At 38.9% G+C, this 21,896-nt stretch carries 22 protein-coding genes; 9 read left to right on the top strand and 13 right to left on the bottom strand.

Going from position 1 to position 21,896, the window contains the following annotated elements; all coding sequences use genetic code 11:
• Positions 1-378: 378 nt before the first annotated feature.
• Positions 379-2,403 (top strand): hydantoinase/oxoprolinase family protein, encoded by a 2,025-nt coding sequence (locus SLP02_RS24240; protein WP_319423292.1) that lies wholly within the window; start codon positions 379-381, stop codon positions 2,401-2,403.
• Between the two features lie 62 nt (positions 2,404-2,465).
• Here the strand turns inward: SLP02_RS24240 and SLP02_RS24245 are convergent, their stop codons facing one another.
• Positions 2,466-3,089, bottom strand: coding sequence for a DNA-3-methyladenine glycosylase family protein (locus tag SLP02_RS24245; RefSeq protein ID WP_319423293.1), 624 nt, complete (start codon positions 3,087-3,089; stop codon positions 2,466-2,468).
• A 65-nt stretch (positions 3,090-3,154) separates the two neighbouring features.
• Between SLP02_RS24245 and SLP02_RS24250 the strand changes: the two genes are divergently transcribed.
• The gene (locus SLP02_RS24250) at positions 3,155-4,843 is read left to right on the top strand and encodes a M3 family oligoendopeptidase (RefSeq protein ID WP_319423294.1); all 1,689 of its coding nucleotides are present in this window, start codon (positions 3,155-3,157) and stop codon (positions 4,841-4,843) included.
• A 599-nt stretch (positions 4,844-5,442) separates the two neighbouring features.
• Here SLP02_RS24250 and SLP02_RS24255 read toward each other — a convergent pair.
• Entirely contained in the window at positions 5,443-7,128 is a 1,686-nt protein-coding gene (locus SLP02_RS24255; protein ID WP_319423295.1) for a transglutaminase family protein, read from the bottom strand.
• Positions 7,129-7,338: 210 nt separating this feature from the next.
• On the opposite strand from SLP02_RS24255, the gene mazG reads away from it, so the two are divergent.
• Both mazG and SLP02_RS24265 read left to right on the top strand, forming a co-directional pair.
• On the top strand, positions 7,339-8,163 hold the full coding sequence (mazG, locus tag SLP02_RS24260) for a nucleoside triphosphate pyrophosphohydrolase (protein WP_319423296.1): 825 nt from the start codon (positions 7,339-7,341) through the stop codon (positions 8,161-8,163).
• Positions 8,164-9,333, top strand: a complete 1,170-nt coding sequence (locus SLP02_RS24265; RefSeq protein WP_319423297.1) for an NAD(P)/FAD-dependent oxidoreductase — start codon at positions 8,164-8,166, stop codon at positions 9,331-9,333.
• Positions 9,334-9,553: 220 nt separating this feature from the next.
• Here SLP02_RS24265 and SLP02_RS24270 read toward each other — a convergent pair whose 3' ends face one another.
• The 3 genes from SLP02_RS24270 to SLP02_RS24280 form a co-directional block, all read right to left on the bottom strand.
• Positions 9,554-9,850 carry a DUF2288 family protein gene (locus SLP02_RS24270; protein WP_319423298.1) on the bottom strand — a complete coding sequence of 99 codons (297 nt, stop codon included), beginning with the start codon at positions 9,848-9,850 and terminating at the stop codon, positions 9,554-9,556.
• 108 nt (positions 9,851-9,958) lie between these two features.
• Entirely contained in the window at positions 9,959-10,837 is an 879-nt protein-coding gene (locus SLP02_RS24275) for a metal ABC transporter permease (RefSeq protein ID WP_319423299.1), read from the bottom strand.
• Positions 10,818-11,582, bottom strand: a complete 765-nt coding sequence (locus tag SLP02_RS24280) for a metal ABC transporter ATP-binding protein (RefSeq protein WP_319423300.1) — start codon at positions 11,580-11,582, stop codon at positions 10,818-10,820. Before SLP02_RS24280 ends, SLP02_RS24275 begins: the two co-directional genes overlap by 20 nt.
• A 139-nt stretch (positions 11,583-11,721) precedes the next feature.
• Between SLP02_RS24280 and SLP02_RS24285 the strand changes: the two genes are divergently transcribed.
• Together SLP02_RS24285 and SLP02_RS24290 are read left to right on the top strand one after the other, a co-directional pair.
• Complete coding sequence (locus tag SLP02_RS24285; RefSeq protein ID WP_319423301.1) at positions 11,722-11,910, top strand: hypothetical protein; 189 nt, start codon at positions 11,722-11,724, stop codon at positions 11,908-11,910.
• Between the two features lie 52 nt (positions 11,911-11,962).
• On the top strand, positions 11,963-12,943 hold the full coding sequence (locus SLP02_RS24290; protein WP_319423302.1) for a metal ABC transporter substrate-binding protein: 981 nt from the start codon (positions 11,963-11,965) through the stop codon (positions 12,941-12,943).
• Positions 12,944-12,996: 53 nt separating this feature from the next.
• Here SLP02_RS24290 and SLP02_RS24295 read toward each other — a convergent pair whose 3' ends face one another.
• Positions 12,997-14,928 (bottom strand): hypothetical protein, encoded by a 1,932-nt coding sequence (locus SLP02_RS24295; RefSeq protein ID WP_319423303.1) that lies wholly within the window; start codon positions 14,926-14,928, stop codon positions 12,997-12,999.
• A gap of 478 nt (positions 14,929-15,406) precedes the next feature.
• A complete protein-coding gene (locus SLP02_RS24300; protein WP_319423304.1) occupies positions 15,407-15,802 on the bottom strand; it encodes a hypothetical protein in 396 nt (131 codons plus the stop codon).
• A 227-nt stretch (positions 15,803-16,029) separates the two neighbouring features.
• Here SLP02_RS24300 and SLP02_RS24305 point away from each other — a divergent pair, with 227 nt between their 5' ends.
• Together SLP02_RS24305 and SLP02_RS24310 are read left to right on the top strand one after the other, a co-directional pair.
• Positions 16,030-16,809, top strand: coding sequence for a photosystem II S4 domain protein (locus SLP02_RS24305; protein WP_319423305.1), 780 nt, complete (start codon positions 16,030-16,032; stop codon positions 16,807-16,809).
• 31 nt (positions 16,810-16,840) lie between these two features.
• Positions 16,841-17,503, top strand: coding sequence for an HAD-IA family hydrolase (locus tag SLP02_RS24310; protein ID WP_319423306.1), 663 nt, complete (start codon positions 16,841-16,843; stop codon positions 17,501-17,503).
• A gap of 9 nt (positions 17,504-17,512) precedes the next feature.
• Here SLP02_RS24310 and SLP02_RS24315 read toward each other — a convergent pair whose 3' ends face one another.
• From SLP02_RS24315 to SLP02_RS24340, 6 genes are all read right to left on the bottom strand, one after another.
• Entirely contained in the window at positions 17,513-17,779 is a 267-nt protein-coding gene (locus SLP02_RS24315; protein WP_319423307.1) for a DUF7219 family protein, read from the bottom strand.
• A gap of 410 nt (positions 17,780-18,189) precedes the next feature.
• The gene (locus SLP02_RS24320; protein ID WP_319423308.1) at positions 18,190-18,369 is read right to left on the bottom strand and encodes a hypothetical protein; all 180 of its coding nucleotides are present in this window, start codon (positions 18,367-18,369) and stop codon (positions 18,190-18,192) included.
• Positions 18,370-18,492: 123 nt separating this feature from the next.
• Positions 18,493-19,074: a hypothetical protein gene (locus tag SLP02_RS24325; RefSeq protein ID WP_319423309.1), complete on the bottom strand. Its 582-nt coding sequence runs from the start codon at positions 19,072-19,074 to the stop codon at positions 18,493-18,495.
• Between the two features lie 88 nt (positions 19,075-19,162).
• Positions 19,163-19,603 carry a CsbD family protein gene (locus tag SLP02_RS24330; RefSeq protein ID WP_319423310.1) on the bottom strand — a complete coding sequence of 147 codons (441 nt, stop codon included), beginning with the start codon at positions 19,601-19,603 and terminating at the stop codon, positions 19,163-19,165.
• A gap of 96 nt (positions 19,604-19,699) precedes the next feature.
• Positions 19,700-20,536 carry a carbohydrate ABC transporter permease gene (locus tag SLP02_RS24335; protein ID WP_319423311.1) on the bottom strand — a complete coding sequence of 279 codons (837 nt, stop codon included), beginning with the start codon at positions 20,534-20,536 and terminating at the stop codon, positions 19,700-19,702.
• Positions 20,537-20,627: 91 nt separating this feature from the next.
• Entirely contained in the window at positions 20,628-20,879 is a 252-nt protein-coding gene (locus tag SLP02_RS24340; protein WP_319423312.1) for a TIGR03643 family protein, read from the bottom strand.
• A 142-nt stretch (positions 20,880-21,021) separates the two neighbouring features.
• On the opposite strand from SLP02_RS24340, the gene SLP02_RS24345 reads away from it, so the two are divergent.
• Complete coding sequence (locus tag SLP02_RS24345; RefSeq protein ID WP_319423313.1) at positions 21,022-21,885, top strand: ABC transporter permease; 864 nt, start codon at positions 21,022-21,024, stop codon at positions 21,883-21,885.
• Positions 21,886-21,896 lie beyond the last annotated feature (11 nt).

The raw sequence follows: 21,896 nt of genomic DNA on the forward strand, positions 1-21,896 counted from the left end.
CTCGAAATTAACAATAAAACTATTGTACTAATGTATTTATCAAATCGCATTCATAGAGGGAAGGTTAAACTAAGCAACATTTTTTAGGTAGAAGTGTTACATTTGTCATTCTAGGTATTTGCTATTTTTAAGATAGTTCAGTAAAACGTCCGATAAAATAAATCTTGCCTGACAACTACTAAATCAGATTGATCGCATTAATAAACAGGGACTGTCTAACAAACGATTTAAGAGTCTGTTTTGAGCCATCAAATTCTTTAATGTTCGTAGAGAAAATTAAAATTATTGCTGCATTTCCATCTTATGTGTCAACCAACAGCAAAAAACCAATAAACTTAAACAAAATAATATATATCAGGCGTAGAATATAACTTGGCTATGAGTTCACGTTGGCAATTTTGGATTGATCGCGGTGGCACATTTACCGATATTGTTGCCCAAAACCCCGCAGGAGAAATTGTAATTCATAAGTTGTTATCAGAAAATTCTGAACAATACGAGGATGCACCGATTCAGGGAATTAGAGACGTGATGGGCATCGATCGCCATCAGCCCATTCCTACAGCCGAGATAGAAGCGATCAAAATGGGAACAACAGTGGCAACTAACGCCCTTCTAGAGAGAAAAGGCGATCGCACTGTTTTAGCCATCACTCAAGGATTTAAAGATGCTCTGCGTATTGGCTATCAAAACCGTCCTGATATTTTTGCCTTAGAGATTATTCTGCCCCAAATGCTTTACGAACAGGTAGTAGAAATCAACGAACGTTATGATGCCCAGGGCAATGAACTAATTCCTGTAGATACATCAAAAGCAAAACAAGATCTACAGGCTGCATACAACTCAGGAATACGCAGTTGCGCCATTGTTTTGCTGCACAGCTATCGCTTTCCTCACCATGAGTTAGAAGTTGCCAGTATTGCCCGTGAAGTTGGCTTTACTCAAATATCTATTTCCCATCAGGTTAGCCCGTTAATTAAATTTATCTCGCGGGGAGACACTACCGTTGTCGATGCCTATCTTTCGCCTATTTTGCGTCGTTATGTAGATCGCTTTACCCAACACTTAGATACAGCTCAAAACCCAGTTAAACTAATGTTTATGCAGTCCAATGGTGGACTAGTAGATGCAGATTTGTTTCAAGGCAAAGATAGCATTCTTTCTGGTCCTGCGGGGGGCATTGTGGGGGCAGTCAAAACCTGTGCTTTGGCTGGCTATGACAAGATAATTGGCTTTGATATGGGGGGAACGTCCACCGATGTCAGTCATTATGCAGGAGAGTATGAACGTAGCTTAGAAACAGAAGTGGCGGGAGTGCGATTGCGATCGCCGATGATGTCCATCCATACCGTAGCAGCGGGAGGCGGTTCAATTCTTTACTTTGATGGTAGTCGCTATCGGGTAGGTCCTGAATCAGCAGGGGCGAATCCTGGGGCTGCTGCCTATGGCAAGGGTGGTGATTTAACCGTTACTGATTGCAACGTAATGGTAGGGAAACTTCAGCCAGAGTTTTTTCCAAAAGTATTTGGGATCGAAGGTAATGCACCTTTAGATCGGCAGATTGCCCAAGAAAAATTTCAAACTTTAGCTAACCAAATTCAAGACGGTAAAACTCCCGAACAAATTGCCTCTGGGTTTTTAGCGATCGCAGTAGCGAATATGGCAAATGCTATTAAAAAGATATCTTTACAAAAAGGTTACGATGTTTCTACCTACACTCTTTGTTGCTTTGGTGGCGCGGGGGGACAGCACGCCTGTCTAATTGCCGATGTGTTGGGCATCAAGCGAATTTTTATTCATCCCTACGCGGGAGTGTTATCTGCCTATGGTATCGGGCTAGCGGAGATGAGAATTATGAAAGAGAAATCTATTGAAGCAGAATTAAAACCAGAGTTACTAGCAACTTTAGAACAGGCTTTCCAAACATTAACCACTCAAGCCGAAACAGAATTGGTAGTTGAAACACCAGAAGCCCAAATTTTAGCGAAGGTACATCTCAAATATAGCGGGGTAGACTCTAGCCTGATTGTAGATTTTGCTGATATTCCAGCAATGCGATCGCAGTTTGAACAACAATATACTCAACGCTATGGCTTTGTAATGGCTGGCAAAGATCTTGTGGTAGAAACCATCTCTATCGAATTAATTTGCCCGACCTATAGTCCCGAATTCAACCTGATTAAACGGCAAAATAATAATTCACCTCAAGCAGTTACATCCGTTCCTATCTACACTGCTGATGCTTGGCATGATGCCTCTGTATATCAAAGAGAAAGTCTTCAACCAGGAGATATAATAGATTCCCCAGCAATTATTACTGAACCTACAGGCACAAATATTATTGAACCAGGTTGGCAGGGGAGAATTAGCGATCGTCTTAATTTAATTCTCGAAAAAATTTAGCAAAAATCGGCGTTACTAATAATTTTAAGGTTGTGCAAGTCAGAGGTCAGAGATTGCCAAAATCACTTGGCTTTTTTTAGGGGTTGACGATTAAGATAATAGTGCCACAGAATTTGCGTAGCAACGGCTCTATAGGGTTGCCAAGATTGAGTAATCGACTCTAATTCTGCTGCTTTGGGACGAGTTGTAAGGTTTTTGATTTCTTTGACGGCGATCGCCACAGCTAAATCCTTAGAGGGAAATACATCCAGGCGTTGCAAAGCCATCATTAAGTACATATCTACAGTCCAGTCACCAATACCTTTGATTGCGGTTAGTTTCTTTCTAATGGTTAAGTCATCTAGTTCGTGCAAACTTGCTAAATCTAAGGTGCGATCGGCGATCGCTTGAGACAATTCACGACCATATCTGGTTTTCTGGCGACTAAAGCCAATCGCTTTAAGTTCAATATCATCCAAAGCTAAAAAGCTGTCTGGAGTTAATTCTCCTACAAAGTTCTTCAGACGCTCAAAAGCTGCCTTAGCCGAAGCGAGTGAAACCTGCTGTTCTAAAATAATCTGAATTAGAGTCGCAAAACCAGGATCTCTTTTCCACTGAGGCGGATAGCCATAAGCTTCAACTATTTTAGCCAAATCGCGATCGCGTTCGATCAGCTTTTGTATATTGGTAATAAATGTTCGATCCATACTTGGAAGCAGCAAACTTCGCTAAAATTTTAGGTGTAATTGTAACTGTTTATTTTTAGTTAATCATGAGCCAGACGACGCTTAATTTTGCCGATATTCAAGCCCAAACGCCTACTATAGAAGATGTTAGCGCAGAGTATGAGAGTATTAATGCTGCTTTAGATGAGGCAGATACTACAGAGGCAAAAAAACAGGCTTTACAACAGTGGGATAACTTACGTCGTCGCTTAGATAATTGGTCTGCTTTGACCTCCCTCCATTTTAGTCAAGATACAACCAACAAAGATTATAAACAGGCGCAGGAATATAGTGATGAACTACAGCCAAAACTAACTGCATTGGCGATCGCCATGAAGCAAAGATTATTAGATAGTCCCGATCGAGAAGAATTTGAGTCGATTTTAGGCAAGCAAGCTTTTAGTCTCTGGTCAGCAGATGTTACCACTTTTGAACCCGCAATTGAAGCTGATTTGGTTCAAGAGTCTAAACTCGTTAATCAGTATGTAGAACTTTTAGCCTCGGCTGAAATCGAGTTTCAAGGAGAGACAGTAAACCTGTCGGGGATTCGTAAATATACTCAAGATAGCGATCGCCATATCCGTTATCAAGCAGAAAAAGCCCGCTGGGATTTCTTTACTCAGCATCAATCTCAGCTAGACAGTATTTTTGATCGGCTAGTTAAGTTACGTCATGGTATGGCGCAGAAGTTAGGTTACGACAACTATATCGGTTTAGGCTACAAGCGGATGCAGCGCATCGACTACACGGAAGCTGACGTGGAAAATTATCGTCAAGGAGTAGTAGATAATGTCGTTCCCTTAGCGCAAAAAATCATTGCCAAAAAAGCCGAAAAGCTCAACTTAGATGCAGTTAACTTTTGGGATGAGTCGGTATTCGATCTACAGGGAAACCCAAAACCCCAGGGAGATCATGACTGGATGCTAAACCAGGCACAATCGATGTTTGATAATCTGCACCCAGAGTTAGGCAGCTTTTTTAAGCTGATGAACCAAGGCAACTTTCTCGATCTCAAAACTCGCCCTGGTAAAGCTGGTGGTGGCTTCTGTACTGGTTTTCCTCAAGAGGGTGTTCCCTATATCTTTGCCAATTTCAACGGCACCCAAGGGGATGTTGAAGTTTTCACTCACGAAATGGGTCATGCTTTTCAGGCTTGGAAAAGCCGTAATCTTCCTACCGACTATCTTTGGCCTACCTATGAATCCTGCGAAATTCATTCTATGAGTTTGGAGTTTTTAACTTGGTCACAGATGGATAAGTTCTTTGGTGATGATGCAGACCGTTTTCGAGAAATTCATTTGGCACAATCAATCTTATTTCTGCCCTATGGCTGTGCGGTTGACCATTTTCAGCATTTAGTCTATGCTAACCCCGAAGCCACGCCTCAAGCAAGAAACCAAATGTGGCAACAAATGGAGGCGCGTTATCTTCCCTGGCGACAGTATGGCGATTTAGCATACCCTGCCCAAGGTGGTTTGTGGCAAGAAAAACTGCATATTTATTGCTATCCTTTTTACTACATCGATTACACCCTTGCTTTGTGCTGTGCGATGCAGTTTTGGGTCAAAGCGGAATCTGATTTTGAACAAACCCTAACTGACTATATTGCCCTATGTCAACGGGGTGGAAAAGCTCCGTTTCAGGAGTTGGTAAGTTCGGCTAACTTGGTTTCTCCTTTCAAACCTGATTCTCTGGCTAATGTGGTCAATAAAGCTCAAGAATTTTTGCATCTATAGAAGGTACTTTGGTACGCCTGATGTGAATTAAACCGCGTCCACATAGAAAACTGTAGTTTTATTTTTAGGAACAACTTGTATTCCTAATTCCTAGTCCCCAGTCCCTAATCCCTCGAACAGTATATGCCGACAAGTCCTTTATCTTAAAAACTATGGGTTTCAAATTAGACGCGGTTTAAATGAGGCTTATTCTCTCTCTTATACATGAAATTTATCTGTAAAACCATAATTCAATGCTGGGGCGAATGTATTCGCCCCTTTATAAGCGCCGTCCTGTTGGGGAGGACACGAGGGGCGAACCTCTTCGCCCCCTTGTGATGTCCGTTGACGTTACGCCCTCCCCAAACCCCTGACGTAAACATTAACCTTAATTTTCTGCCCTATTAACTAGAGTCTCATTATCTACAATAAATTGTAAAATTTATTCAAATTCAACTTGTAAAAAAAATCTTTTTATTTACTGACGTTACGCGGAATAACGAAAAATCCATACTTTCATAAAGCGCGTGGAAGCAAAAAAATAAAATCCCTGACGGGCGTGGAACAAGCTCCTTAAACGGGAGCGTTTCCGCCCGCCCTACCTACTCTTCACAGGTTAATTAGTGCGTAACATCAGCGTCCAAAGAATGTTCGGGATTTAATTCTTCTAAAATTACAAAGCGTATATGATTTAAAGCTAACGCGCCGATTGAAACCTTTTCCTTTTCTACTCTTACTCCCTCACTGGTAATCATTTCAAAAGTTGTATCTTTTGCCATCTCTGCATGATACCAAGCCAATCCCATAAAAAAGCGGGTGGGATAGGGACCCCCCTCAAAGAGATCGTCGGGATTAGATTCCATTGGTAGCCAGCCATAGTTAGGAAGATAGAACTCCATCCAAACATGGTTAAAATCAGGCTGTAAAGGCATATTTAGCTTGAGAGGATCGCCAGGACATTTGTATCTACCAACGGTACGACAGGCTATACCGTTAAGACGACATAAAGCTAGAAGTAAGCCCAGATATTCTCCACAAGAACCTACACCGCGCTTCAGCACAATATCGGGAGTATCAATATGGGGTTTGATGCCGTAAGCCAATTTATCATAGACATAGTTGCGGATACTATAGACTTGACGCAAAATATTCGTTTCTGAGCCGATCGCGCTAAGGGCAGCTTGACGAATAATCTCCGTATCCATAGCTAAATTATCATTATCTGTTAGATATTTTTGCTGATATTCCTCCTTAAGTTCGGAAGTGTTTTCGCACTGGTTGGGTTTGATTTGATATTTGATACTCCAGACTTCTAAAATTGCTTTCCAGCCAAAGATATAACGCTGTTCAGAATTAAAATCATTAAACTTAAATACGGCAATTCGTTGCCCATCCTTAACCTCTTCTGTAAACGGTAAGCCGATCGCCCTAACTTCTCTGATTTTCTGTCTGTTTGTCTCAGCAGGTAAAGCCATACGCCACTCTAAGTTTTTAAACTCGATGGGATCGAGAGGAGAAACCTCCTCTGCATAAGACATTTCCACTAGATAGCCGTTGGAAAGAGCATATTTTTGCTCGTGATTGTAATGAAAATAAAGCGGATGAATAAAGGTGCGATCGCGATACTGCAATTCGTAATTGGGTTCTGCGTTGGGGTTGTCGCGGATATAGACCTCGCGATCGGCATAGGCTATATATAAAGTCTCTTTTTCTGTTTCTCGATCGAGATCGAAAGCCAACCCTGTAGGCGAGGTGAAGGGAGTCAAAACACTAAAGATAGTTTCTCCTGTTGCCCGATCGAGACAGTAAACAGTTTGTTCTAAAGTATCACTCAGCCAAATCTCTTCATCTTTAATGGTAATGTTTTCTACCCCAATTCCAGGAGCATAAAAGTGGGTTATTTTAGTACGGCGATCGCGATCGTAAATTAAGATCTTGCCTTGTTTTTGACTGGTAAGATAAATAGTCGATTCCCAAACAGCAATCCCTTCAATGTCACAATCTAAGCGCAAAAATAACTGAGGTTCAAAATCTTGAGTGATCAACGAACAGCAGTAAACACATTCTCGGTTAGTAAACCAAAGAACGTCATCAGTAATGGCTAAACCTGTTGCGCCCAAAAAATCTGACCAGTAATGAGTATTTAAAACTTTAGTGTTGTTAGTCTCTGGTTCGATCTCTAGTAAATATCCGCTTTGAGAATCGATCGCCCAAAGAAAGCCTTTGTGGAACACAATACCGTAAATAGAACTAGCCGCGATCGGTCTTATGGTTTTACTAGTCTCAGCAGCCTTCTTGGAGATCATATACTCAGTCAAAATTTTTTATTTATTTAGATTTTATATTTGTTTGGTCAATCAAAGTGTCGATGTTGAACAATGTTATGTAAAACAACCATGCAAGATAAGAACGAATCGCTCTTTAAGATTTATAATTTTTGAATTCTGCACAATGCCACTGTGTTGTTATACAGTTATGAAAGAATAAAGTAATTAGCTCAGTTAGCTATTGTTTGCATGAGTTTTCATTCGTCAACTAGCCAATCTATTTTAGATGCTCTACAACGTTTAATTGAAGTGGTTGCTCAATTGCGATCGCCTGAGGGAGGATGTCCATGGGATTTAGCACAGACTCCTCAAACCCTAATTCCCTATGTGATTGAAGAGGCGTATGAAGTAGTAGATGCAATTCAGGGCGGAGATAAAAAGGCGATCGCCGAAGAGTTGGGAGATTTACTGTTACAGGTGGTGTTACAAACTCAGATAGCTAGTGAACAGCAAGACTTTACTTTAGAAGAAGTCGCTACAGGCATCACCGAAAAGCTCATTCGTCGTCATCCTCATGTATTTGGTGATCTAGAAGTTAACAGCGCAGCCGAGGTAAATCAAAACTGGGAGCAAATTAAAGCTATTGAAAAAGGTGAAACCCCAGAAGAAGCCAAGTTACTCAGCCGTAAACTGGAACGTTATGCCCGCAGTTTGCCCCCTTTGATGGCAGGGATGAAAATATCTACCAAGGCAGCCTCAGCAGGTTTTGAATGGTCAAATGTGCAGGGAGTTTGGGATAAATTTGATGAGGAGTTAGCAGAGTTGAAAGAAGCTTTGGCAACTGAAAATAAAGTTCATCAGCAAGAAGAATTAGGCGATTTGCTGTTTACTATAATCAATATTGCTCGCTGGTATGACTTAAATCCTTTTGATGGCTTACAGGGAACAAACCGTCGCTTTATTCAACGTTTGACAATAATGGAAAAGTTAGCTTCTGGTTCGCTTACAGACTACGATATCAATGAGTTAGAATCTCTTTGGCAACAGGCTAAGGCGCAACTAAACAACAAATAAATGGCGACATACGATTGGATTGTAATTGGTGCAGGGATAACTGGTGCTTGTCTTGCTTATGAGCTTAGTCAACAGGGATTTACGGTACTTTTATTAGAAAAAGACCCCAAGCCTGATAACGCTACTGTATATAGCTATGGGGGTTTACCTTATTGGTCAGGTGTAGATGATTTGACTCGCATTTTAGGGAAAGAGGGAATCGAGCTACATCGCAACTTGACAGAAGAATTAGGAGGAGAAACAGAGTTTAGAGAGCTAGATTTGGTACTAACCATAGATCGCCAAGACGATCCCGAAGTCATTGCTCAAAATTACGCTCGCTTTGCCATTACTCCAGAATTATTAAGTGTTCAAGATGCCTGTATCTTAGAACCCTTACTTAATCCTAATGCGATCGCAGGAGTATTAAAGCTACCTCATGGTCATATTCACCCCCAAAAGACTACCGATGCCTATTTGCAAGCATTCAAACGTAACGGTGGCGAAATAGTTTATCAGGAGGTAGTAGATTTACTGCGTCAAAAAGATTGTGTTACGGGAGTGCAAACCCTAAATGATTTCTATCATGCTGCAAACACCGTAGTTTGTGCGGGGGGACTATCGCGATCGCTTTTACAACAGGCAAACATTACTATAGGCAACTATTTCACCCATGCTCAACTAATTACCACCCCTCCCGTAGATTTAGAATTAGCAACGGTGGTCATGCCAGCCGTGCAGCAAAGATTTAGCTTACAAGCCAAAGCCCAAGAATTAGAGCCAGAAACCGCCTGGAATCCTCCTGACGATCAGCTTGCTAAACTAATCCTCGATCCTGGGGCAGTGCAGTTTCAAGACGGTAGCTTATGTATAGGGCAAATTAGCGCGATCGCTCCTAACCCAAACACCAAGCTCGATCCTTTGGCAGCAGAAGCACAAATCCGCGAACAGGTGGGTAATGTTCTACCTCTATTGGAAGATATTCCTGGTACTTGCCACAGTTGTTTGGTAGCGTTTAACAATCAAGCGATCGCTCTAGTAGGTAATTTAGCTAATATCAAGGGAATTTATTTGTTTTCAGGCTTTACCAGCACTTTGGTATTTGCCCCTGTACTAGCTAGGCGTTTTGCTTATTGGGCTTCAGGCACTGAAGACAAGATTATTGAGCAATTACAGTTGGCTATTAAGTAATTGTGACAAGTTAAAATACTTCGTTGTTTGTCAATCGGTTTTTAGCTATTAGCTCTTAGCTATTAGCTTTTAAGATATTTTTCATGAATTTTAACTCCTTAAATAACGATCACCGTATAAATTTCTTTCAATCCAGATTTCGCATTGACTAAAACTGCTTTTTCTTAACTTGTCACCAATGGCTAACAAGTAACTCCTAAAAAAAACTGTCCTAACTACCCTAACTGTGGCTTACTTCTTTGATGACAACAAAAGGTTGTACTATCAAAGCTGCAAATTCCTTTTCTAAATGACTGTTCCACTCCGTTAACTGTTCGACAGTCGGCTTGGCAATTAATTGATTAGTGATCCAATTTTGAACTGAAGCGGCATTATCTTGAGCGATCGCTGCTGCTACTTCAGGTAGATCCAATTTATCTTGGATCACAATTATGGCATCTCTTTTAGCGTGAGGCTGCAAATCCTTCCAGCTGATCTCTGCAACGTCCTGGCTTAGTTTTTTTTGTAGATCGGACATGATAAATTAAATTTCGTTCAAGCTGAAATTATCTTAAAGCGATCTGAGGAAATTTAGCAAATTTAGTCTTGGTGATTGCTACGGTTGATTTAATGGATCTATAAAAAGTTATCTATTAAAAAAGCCTTTAAACCAACTTTGAATTTTGTTTTTAAATTTGGGTTCGGTCAAGATTCCCTGACTTGGGCTAAAGGTAAATGCTAATAAGAAAAAAGCAAATATTACCATGACAATCGCAGCACCAGAAGGTAAATCGAAATAATAACTACAGTACATTCCTGTAATGCTGGAAGCTACGCCGATTAATGCTCCAAGGAACATCATTTGCGATAGTTCTTTGACTATTAGATAGGAAGTAATTGCAGGGCCAACTAATAGAGACATCACCAGCAATACCCCTACGGTTTGCATACTGGCAACAATTGTGAGGGTGATAGCGCAAATTAAGCCAAAATAAAGCAGATTAACTGGTAAACCAGAGGCTTTTGCCCCTAAAGGATCGAAGGTGTAAAATTCTAATTCTTTGTAAAATAACCTAGTTAATAGCAAAATAATGGCTGTAATGATTACCGTGCGCCAAACATCACTGCTGGTTACTCCTAAAATATCCCCGAATAAAATCTCGTCTAAGTTGACCTGATTTGTTTTTAAGGAAGTAATTAAAATTACTCCCAGGGCTAAAAAACTGGTTAGGGTTAACGCCATGGCTGCATCAACCTTAATTCGCGATCGCTTTTGGATACCCATGACCACTAAAGCACTTAATATTCCTGCCACAAATGCGCCAATTGCTAAATTTATTTCCAAGAAAAAGGCAATAGAAATTCCTGGTAGCACGGCATGGGAAATCACTCCACTCATCATGCCCATCTGCTGCAAAATCAAATAGCTACCCACCACCGCACCTAAGATACCCAAGGATATGCCAATGGCGATCGCCTGACGCATAAATTCAAATTCTAGGGGTTCAACTAACCAAGTTAACATTTGCAGGCTGCTGGTTAATTGTTAGTGATTGATAGCTAGGCTTAAAGTATCTGTCGTATGCCTGATTAATGTTTTCATTGGTTAACACTTCGGCTTGAGTTCCAGATGCCACTAAGGTTTTATTTAATAATAATAGCTGGTCATAATTGTTTAGAGTTTCGCCTAAATCGTGACTGATAACTAAAAGTGTTTTTTGTTGGGCTTTTAATTCGCCAAAGACATCAAAAATAATTGCTTCTGTCTGTCGATCTACATTGTTAAATGGTTCGTCCAATAATAACAAATCTGCTGATTGAGCGATCGCTCTAGCCAAAAAAACCCGCTGCTGTTGTCCCCCTGAAAGTTCCCTGATCTGATGCTGGCGATACTGCCACATTCCTACTCTTTTTAAAGCATTTCTAACTATCGATCTCGACTGACGACTGTAGTTGCGAAACCAGCCTGTAGAAACTATTCGCCCCATCATCACTACTTTCTCGACGGTTACGGGATAGTCCCAGTCAATTTGCGATCGCTGAGGAACATAAGCCACTTTATGTAATTGTTGACAGACAGGTTTACCTTTCCATTCCACGACTCCCTCAGCTATAGGTACCAAATCTAAGATCGCTTTGATCAAAGTGCTTTTTCCTGCTCCATTTGGACCCAACAAACCAGCTAGCTGTCCTGGCTGTAGCCAAAAGGAGACGTTTTCAACTGCCCAAGTGTGGCGATAATTTACGCTTAGGTTACGAATTTCTAACATTAACGATCAATAATGAGATTCGTTATCATTTTACCTTAAAATAATTAGAATCATTATCATTATTATGCTTTCTACGAATTAGCAAGATTCAGATTTGTTAGTTTAAAGCTCTTAGCTTCTTACGACACTTGCTCAAGTTATGGAAACCAACACCGCGAGAGTGGATTCGGGCGGTCAACATTGGGCGCGAAACCCCACAAGCGCGATTGTTCAAGCGGACGCACCTTGGCGCGAATCTCGCGCTCAGAATTACGCCCTCAGAATATGCGCCGTGAGACGACGCATTTCCGTGCAGCAAAGACCGCAGTGTCGCGCTATTAGCTATTAGCTACTAGGGAAAAAGCTCAAAATCGAAATGTTTTATTTAATTGATCGCCATTATGTTAAAAAATATCAGAATCAAAAATATAATTAATCTTGCTGTTTTAAGTATTGCAGCTAGCTTAGTCGGATATGGTGCTAACGCAGTACAAGCCGAAACAAAGCCAAAAGTCGTAGCCTCCCATAATGTTATTTGCGATCTGGTTAAAACCATTGCCCAAGATACTGTTGATTTAACCTGTCTAATTGATGGAAATCAAGATCCTCATACTTTTCGCCCTACCCCTTCCCAACGTAAAGCGATAGAAGAAGCACAAATAATTTTTTATGGAGGTTATCAGCTAGAACCGCAAGTAATTAAGCTGCTAAATGCCACAAAAACTCCCGCACCTAAGATAGCAGTATATGAACAGGCAGTTACTAAGCCAATTCTAGCTGAACATGATGAACACGAGGAGACAGAAGAGAAAAAACCAAATACAAACAAACAAGCAGATTTAGAACCAGATCCTCACGTCTGGAACAACGTAGAAAATACCGTGGCAATGGTGGAACTACTTAAGGGAATATTTCTGCAAGCAAATCCCGCAGCAGCAGATGTATATCTAAAAAATAGCGTGGATTTAACCCAAAAGCTTTGGCAGCTTGACGCTTGGATTAAAGACCAAATTGCCACTATTCCCGAAAATCAAAGAGTTTTGGTGACAACTCACGATTCTTTTAACTACTATGTCCAGGCATATCGCTTAAAAAACTATGACAGCCTGCAAGGATTAAGTACAAATACTTCTCCCACTGCTTCCCAAGTGCGAGAATTGGCGACAGAAATCAGGCAAACAGGAGTACCCACTATTTTTGCCGAATCAACAGCTAACGATCGCGTTATCAATAATGTTGCCCGTGCTGCTAATGCCAAGCTATCAAAGGAAAAACTGTATGCTGATGGTTTGGGAGGTAGCAATAATTATATCGAAATGATGTCTCATAATACCTGTGCGATCGTCGATGGTTTGGGTGGTAAATGTCAGCCTTTTAAGTAAAATACCCAATGTGAATTAAATCCTACACAAATTAAAGCGATCGCGATGCTATCCTATCCAAAGACAAAAGATAATAAGCCCATAAATAGAAAAGAAAATAAAGTTCTTAATAAAATTAGAAGTAATGCCGTGACAGCTACAAACGGGTAGCCAGAAATCCAATCTATTGTGAATCCTTTAACACAACCGCTCGTAATGCCTAAAGCTAAACATTCCATAGGAACAAGAATCGACAAACCTATTGCTGGAAAAAAACTCAAAATAGATTTAGTCATACCTAAAATAAATGATGCTTGATATAAAGTATCAAGAGAATCTACCCTAATTGCCATACCAGATATAGCTATAAGATAAATTGCGATCGCCGTAAAAAATGTATGTATGCCAAAAATGCTCAAAAAACTGTAGGTGCGTACAGTCTTATTTAATGTATGCAAGGATTTAATCTTTTCTGTCGGTTCATAGGCTACTGTTGGCCATTCAACGTCTATTTGATCCATTGCTAAGAATTTGATGTCATCTGGTTTAGATGTTTTTTTGACTTTGTAGAAGAAACAGGCAGTTCTTACTGTGGGATTTCCCGCTTTCAAATTAGTTTGCTCTACATCGGCAACATAAAAATCTGGCAGTATTTCTTTTGTAGATGAAGATAATGGAGCTATTTTGGATGATGCTGCTTCTTTAAAAGGAACTCCCGCTGCAATATTGCCATAAAGTTCACAATTCAATAGACCTTTTTGCATCATAGATTCTGGTACTAAATTTTCCTCTTCTTTTAAAGGTTCAGGTAGGTTATTAATTACAGCATTTAACGATTCTTCTCCTACAATTTTCGCAGCCAAAGAACAGTAAGCTTGGTTTTCTGCTGCAATATTTTCACAGGCAACAGGCAGAGAAATTAGAGGCTTATGAAGATCAATAATTGCGAAAGATAAGGTGAGGAATAGCCAAATGATAGGCACAAGTAATTTTTTTTTAGATGAAGCACCTTTTTTTGACTTTGCTTTTAAATTTCTGTTTGTATTGTCGTCTTTATTTCTACTATTAGAAGGCGATACTCGCTCATCTTGCTTTAGTAGCTTCTGAGAATATTCTGTTGAAGAATGAATATTTTCTTCTTCTGGTGTTTCTTTTTTAGCTTTTTCTATAGAAGCTTTAGTTATAAAAACTGATTCTATGATTGAAAGAGTTTCTTCTGAATTAAAACAATACCGACTTAACCAAATTGCTGTTTTTCGCTGTTCTTCTGAGCTTAATTCCAGAATTTTATCCCACCATAGTTTTACCTCTGGATTAAAATTAGCTGTACTAGGATTACAAGATTTTTGAAAATAATCATTTAAGATTGGTAATTGTTTTTCTTTAACAGATCTTGCAAATTCATGAAAAGTTTTAGTTAATTGAGCAATATTGAACTTAGGAGCAATAAGTTCACTAGATAAAAGAGTTTGGTTACGAATAAAACAATATGACTTTAAATCTATTTCTGTCTCCGCCAAAATTTTGTTTTCTTTTGAATCATCATCAATATCACTTGATATTTCGTAATTTTGAAGTACTTGTGACTCGTAAGGTAAATCAAATGCAGATATCTTTTTTGCTTCGCTTCTATCTCGATTGGCAAAAGAATTTGGTACTTCAAAGTCTAATTTATTATCAATTCTTTTAATTCCAGATTCCGTATTATCTTGTTTATAATCAATAGTTTCATCTAAATTACTTGGCTTTAAGTCAAAAGTTATTTGCCAATCTGGTTCTATGTTTCTTGATATACGGCTATACAAATAAACTTCTCTTATATCTAAATTATCTAAATTAGATATTGCTGAAAGTACATTGTTTTTTAGGTTTTTATAGTCTATACTATCTTCAGTTTCTCGATTAATATAAATATAAAGTTTGGTATCTTGAGTAATTATCTGAAAAACAATATTGTCATCTTGGCAATAATTCGTAATTGCATTGAGTATTTGTTCTTCACTCATATCTGACTAGTAACAACAATAATTATATAATTCCCAAAACCTATAACCAACTAACATCAACCAAGTTTTTGTTTTTGCCTCAAAAAAACTCATTAGCAATATAGAGCGAAATTTAAGCTCTGTATTGGTCGGAGATCAAAAAAAGCTACTCTCTTACAATTAGGTCAGGTTTTGATAATCTAAGTAAGTAGGCAGAATTAAAACGAGCGACCCCCTAAAGGGTTCGACAGTTCCTTCAACAGCGCGATTATTCAAGCGGAACTAAATTCCGCGAATCTCGCGCTCAAGTCGGGGAACGCGCCCAACGGACTGTCTCACCGCGTCGCCGTCAGAGGTCAGACCCCGCGTCGCCGTTAGGCGTAAGGGAATGCTTACCTAGCAAGGGAAGGCGCGAGGTATAAAACTGAACAAGCAAGATTTTACTTCCTACTTCCTATATAGGAAAAACTAAAAAATCATAGATTTAAACTAACGGTATTTAAAATTTATATATGGGTATAGACACAGAATATTCCTCTCCACTTCCAAACTTGTCCCAAGTCCTCTGTGTGTTTATATTTCTTTGATCTTGTTCCGTAGAAATATCAAACTGACCTAATTGATTTAAATTGTTGTCTAGAGATTTAGATTCTGATGCGCTAGAAAAACCCCAGGGACTATCCCCAGCTTCTATACCCTTAAGATAATCAGAATCATCACTAGAAATGGGGTCAGCAACGGGTGTAGATGAATCTTTGGTATATTGTCTGGGATTGCTCTGAGCATTTGCCTGGACGCTATAAAAGCCAGTTAATAAGAAGCTTAAGGCGATCGCCAAGCTACTATAAATTGCACTATATTTATTAAAAAATCTTGTTTTATTGGCAATAGTCATAGAAAAGTCTTAAATTCCATTATTTAGAACCTTAGAAATTTTTTGGGGCTACGACATCCCTACAAAGGCATATTTTGCTATCTATCAAAAGTATTAAAGGCTTAATAAAATTGCTAAAAGGAAAAATTGTATGTCGATGGTTTGCAAGGCAGTTATAGTCATACGGAAGTGAAAATCCTACCAGTATTCTCGCTAAGATATAGTATAAATCAGAGAATCATAACTAAATGCTGCCAAAAGAAGACTTACTTAAGCGCGTCGAGAATAAAAAGGAAATTACTCGCGTTATAGATAAAGCTGACCAAGCAATAAACAACTGGGAAGTAGTCGTAACAGATTTTTTATCTCCGCCAGTGGTTGCCGAAGTGGAGGCTATCTTGCAAAATCTTACGGAAATTAAAGCTTTGCCTTGGGGAGGATATGCTCAAGCAGAAAGAAGGCGTATTGCTTTGTCTCGCCCAGACATTCCCTTGGATGAATTACAGGTTGAATTAGCAGCATTAGACATTGCAGGGAATTTTTTGTTTGACCCTGCTACCCATCGAGATTTTTTGGGTTCAATATTAGGTACAGGTATTGTTAGAGAAAAAGTAGGCGATATTCTAGTACTGGGAGAGAGAGGCGCACAGGCTATAGTTGTCCCAGAAATGGTTGATTTTTTGACAGCTTCTTTGACTCAAGTGCGCTCTGTGGCAGTCAAAACTCAGCAGATAGAATTTAGTGAATTAAAAATCCGTCCACCGAAGAAAAAAGAAATGACTACAGTAGAAGCATCTATGCGTTTAGATGCGATCGCTTCCGCTGGCTTTGGAATATCCCGTAGTAAAATGGCAAGTGCCATTTCTAGCAATGATGTTAGAGTTAATTGGAAAGAAATAACTCAAGCTAGTCACAACGTTAAGGCAGGGGATTTGATTGCAGTCAGGGGTAAGGGAAGATTAGAGGTAGGAGATGTTTCAGTCACTAAAAAACAACGCTACCGTGTCAATTTAGTCCGCTATAAGTAGGACTTACTAAAAAACCAAAATCTGAGAAGTTATGATTACTCATATTATTTATGATCTGGATGGATTACTGTTGGACACAGAATCTCTCCATGAGCGAGTAAATAAAGAAGTTGCTCAACGCTACGGTAAAACTTTTAATCAAGAGCTTAAAATGGCGATCGCTGGTAGACCGACTTTAGATTCTGCCAAAATATTAGTTGAGACTCTTGGACTTCCTATTACCCCCAAAGAGTATTTAGTTGAACGCAATAAGTTACTGTATCCTCTTTATCAGACAGCAGAGGCTTTACCAGGTACACAAAAACTAACTCAGCATTTATTTAACCATAATATTCCGCAAGCGATCGCCTCTAGCTCTACCCGTCATCATTTTGAGATGAAAACCATTAGGCATCAGCAGTGGTTAAAGCATTTTCAAATAACCACCCTGGGAGATGATGCAGAAATTGCCCAGGGAAAACCTGCGCCAGATATCTTTCTGTTGGCAGCCAAAAGATTAAATGTTGCGCCCCAAAACTGCTTGGTGTTTGAAGATTCTCTAGCAGGAATGGAAGCTGCGATCGCAGCGGGAATGTCTGTAGTGGTAATTCCTGACTCAGTATTTGATAAAAAGCTGTTTCAAAAGGCACATCAAGTATTTAATTCCATGACAGAATTTAAGCCTGAAGCGTGGAGTTTACCGAAATTTAAATAATTCTTGCAACTATGTAGATTCTTCGTCTTGACGGTCTAATAGTTCTTTTTTAGAGGTTTTTAACTGATGCCATAGCTGTTTAATTTGCTTATAAGCCTCATCAGAAGATACTTTACCATTGGTTTCCAATCCGCAAATATAAACCACTTTTTGAGCGAATTCTTGCAAATTGGCGTTAAATACTAAATTGTTAGGATTACTAGGCGTTAGTTCACCCCGATAATTTACCTTGGGATACAAAAAGTTCTTTTTACTATTGTCTGATTCCTGACTCATTTTTGATTTGCCATTCTGTGATTCATCTTTACTTAAGAATTAAAGCATTAAGGTTAACAAGACAAGAAGTAATGATTAACTTTAGATTAACAAGAGCAAATGCTATGTACTTGACTCCTTTTTTTATCTGTGGCATTGGTGAATCGAGGCATGATAACGACAATAATTAATAATTATCTATGTTAAAGATAATTAAAACTAAGAGCTAAGACCTGGTAGCCCTTCGGATTTCAGCAGTTGCTTCAACAGCGTGGCTAAACAAAGGGCTTGTATAACCACGCTTAAGTCAATACATTTGTCTAACCTACTGCCTCACCACGAACAATACTACTTTCTATCCCAGATACTTGTTGAATATTGTTTATTTATCAACTAGCTGGATATAGGTAGTGCATATAGCCATGATTTAATTATTTTTCTTCTGCTTCTTGTCTTAAATCATCTGCTTTCTCTTGTTTTTCCTGACCATGTTCAACTGCTTGTTGATCGTCAGAAAAATCTCCTAACTTTTCTCTGATTGTACCTTCAATATCTTCACTTCTAGCTTCTGCTTTAAGCTTTAGTTCTTCTGCTTTATCTTTAATACCCATATATATTCTCCAAATTTTAGTTGTATAATTAAAGGTACTATTTTTACTCTCAAATATCTTCTATCTTCAGATTGATTATTTATTTATAAACTAGCTTTCAATATTTTGAAAAATAAATAGTTTTCAATTGTTTCTAGTTATAGGTCGTTCTCCATCAATATCTAAAGTATCGACAACTTCGTATTCATTAGCCATAATGGGACGTTCCCCATCTGCTTCAAAAGTATCAACAACCTTTAGATCATGATTATTTGTAGTCTGCTTATTATCTATTTTTGATACGCTATTTACCTTATTTTTTTCTTCTGGCTGCTTCTGAGATTCGTTTGATTCGGAATTATTTACTAAAAAATCAGGACTTTTAGCAATTGGTCGTTCCCCATCAATATCTAAGGTATCGACAACTTCGTATTCATTAGCCATAATCGGACGTTCTCCATCTGCCTCAAAAGTATCGACAACCTTTAGATCATGATTATTTGTAGTCTGCTTATTATCTATTTTTGATACGCTATTTACCTTATCTTTTTCTTCTGGATGCTTCTGAGGTTCATTTGATTCGGAATTATTTACTAAAAAATCACGACCTTTAGCAATTGGTCGTTCCCCATCTTCTTGAAAAGAATCTACTACATCAATCTCACCTTTATCAATCGGACGAATACCATCTTCTTGAAAAGTTTTGTTTTCTTGTTGTTCGCTCATGGTAAATACTTGCTGATAGATATAGGGTTATAAGTTAAACAATTCAATGGCTATATAAGATAGCCATTGAATTGTTATTTAGCTTTTTTTAGTCAAAGAAGTCTTTAACTGAATCTACAAAACTTTCTGATTTGTCGCCTACAGTATCTTTGGCATCATCTAATTTGTTTTTAGCAGTGCCGATACCTTGCTTTACATTACCTTTTGCTTCGTTTAATGCACCTTCTGCCTTGTTGTCTATGTCGCTTGATGCTTTACGCTTGACTGTACCCATTCCCTCTTGCATAGAGCCTTCAACCCGATCGCCAATTCCCGATGCTGTTGCTGCTAGTACAGAAGGATTATTAAAAGCTTCTATATTTACTGAGGCATTAGCCGAAGCAGTAAAAGAATTAAAACCTACAAAGATAGTAAAGGCGATCGCGCTTAGAGCGATCGTTAATTTACCTGCATATATCTTGAATTTAGTGATCATTTTTTGTCCTTTATCTAAAACGCAATGTTTATTGCTTTGTTCTTTAGCTTCCATACTGTAGTTGGTATTTTTTTCAATTTAATCTTTCTGGAGTTAGAGATTAAGAAAAATTAAATCCTAACTGCTTTAACTGTCGATAGCCCTACTTTACTATCCTTTAACTCCACTGCCAACGTCCGTCGGAATTATATATCGCTGAATCAATAAAAATAAAATTAAAATTGGGGCAATAGAAATAACTGAACCTGCTGCTACCAATCTCCAATCTAAGGAAAAAGAACCAGCTAAATTTTCTACCGCTAGGGGTAAAGTGTAATAATCTGGATCATCTAAAACAATTAAAGGCCAGATAAAATCACTCCAAGAGCCAATAAATACAAAGATAGCTAGAGTGAATAAAGCAGGACGAATTGCGGGTATCATTATATTCCACCAAATACCCAGTTCAGAACAGCCATCGATACGTGCAGCTTCTTCCAACTCCAAAGGAACAGCTTTTAGTGCTTGTCTGAGCAAAAATATCCCAAATGCTGAGGTGAGATTGGGCAAAATAATTCCCATATAGGTATTTCTCAAGCCTAAATTTACCGCCAAGATATATAGAGGAATCATGACGATCTGAAAGGGAATCATAATGGTTGCCAAAATAAGAGCAAAAAGCAACTCTCGTCCCCGAAAAGACAAACGAGCTAAGGGATAGGCAGCTAATGAGCAGAAGATTAGATTTGAACCTACGGTGGAGACAGCAACAACTGTACTGTTAATTAGATATTGTCCAAAAGGATAACTTTGCCAAACCGTGACAAAATTTTTAAAGGTAGGTTGAGTTGGCAATATTTGCGGTGGAAAAGCAAAAATATCTTCGGTGGGAGATTTAAAAGACGTGCCAATTAACCACATTAGAGGGAACAGCATCAAAAAAGCGATCGCACTAAGAATTAGATACGTGACTATGGTTTTGGTTATTGACCGCTGATTTATTGTCATTTTTAATCGTAATTCAGTTTTTGGTTTCTAGAATAATCAGTAATAAATTATCAATGAACAATAAAAGTTTGTCTTGCTTAGTAATCAGCGATCATTTCTGTTCTTTACAGCGGAATCTTCCCTCAATAAAATCTCTTTTGGCTAAATGTTTGGTTTTTCTCCCTGTGACTCGCTTACGCCACATTTTGAAGCTCGAATGTTTCATTTCCTTTCTCATCAAAGCTATGACTTCTTTTTCTTGTAAGCCAAACTGAGTTTCTATCGCCCCAAAAGGGGTACGATCTTCCCAAGCCATTTCTACAATGCGATCGATACTTCTTACGTCTAAATCAGATAGTTTCATAATGTTTAATTAAATTGAATTATCTAAGCTTTGATTTAACAATTTATTATATTTCGACAATTATCGCTTCTATAGCCAGATAGAAAAATCAAAATTTTAGCTATAATGCCCACCAGATTAAGCTATTATCTCTTACCGAGTTATGACATCCACAATTAAACTACCTCGTCGATTTCGTTTTACTCTCTCCCAAAGTTTAACTATTATCGGCTTAGTTATTACTCTAGGCTGTATTGCGATCGCTTTATTTGCTCCCACATTACAGGACATTGGCTGGTTACAAGACCCCACAGAAGGGTTAGCTAATCCAGTTGATGAAGCACCAGGGGCGGATTATTGGTTTGGGACTACTCGTCAAGGATATGATGTCTTTTCTCGCACTCTTTTTGGTACTCAAGCTGCTTTAAAAGTAGTGGTGTTGGCGACAACCATTAGTTTGATATTAGGCGTTCCTCTTGGCTTAGTAAGTGGCTATCTGGGTGGCAAAATTGATAAGGTTCTGATCTTCTTTATGGACACAATTTATACTTTACCTGGATTATTGTTGTCTGTAACTTTGGCTTTTGTGGTTGGACAAGGAGTGTTAAACGCAGCTTTAGCTCTTAGTATTGCTTATATTCCTCAATATTATCGAATTGTTCGCAACCATACTACTAGTGTTAAAACCGAGTTGTTTATTGAAGCTGCCCAGGCGATGGGCGCACCTACTAGCAGAATTTTATCTCGCTATTTGTTTTTTAATGTGATTCAAAGCGTTCCTGTTCTGTTTACCTTAAATGCCGCCGATGCAATTTTAATTCTTGGTGGCTTAGGTTTTTTGGGCTTAGGTCTACCTCCTGAAGTTCCAGAATGGGGTCACGATCTTCGTTTGGCTCTAGATGCTTTGCCTACGGGTGTCTGGTGGTCTGCTACTTTCCCTGGTTTGGCAATGACAACTATGGTTACAGGCTTGTCTTTGGTTGGGGAAGGACTGGGAGATATGTTGAATTCAGGAATACGCAAGTAAGGGCGAACGGT

The sequence above is a fragment of the Pleurocapsa sp. FMAR1 genome (assembly GCF_963665995.1).
Taxonomy (GTDB): Bacteria; Cyanobacteriota; Cyanobacteriia; order Cyanobacteriales; family Xenococcaceae; genus Waterburya.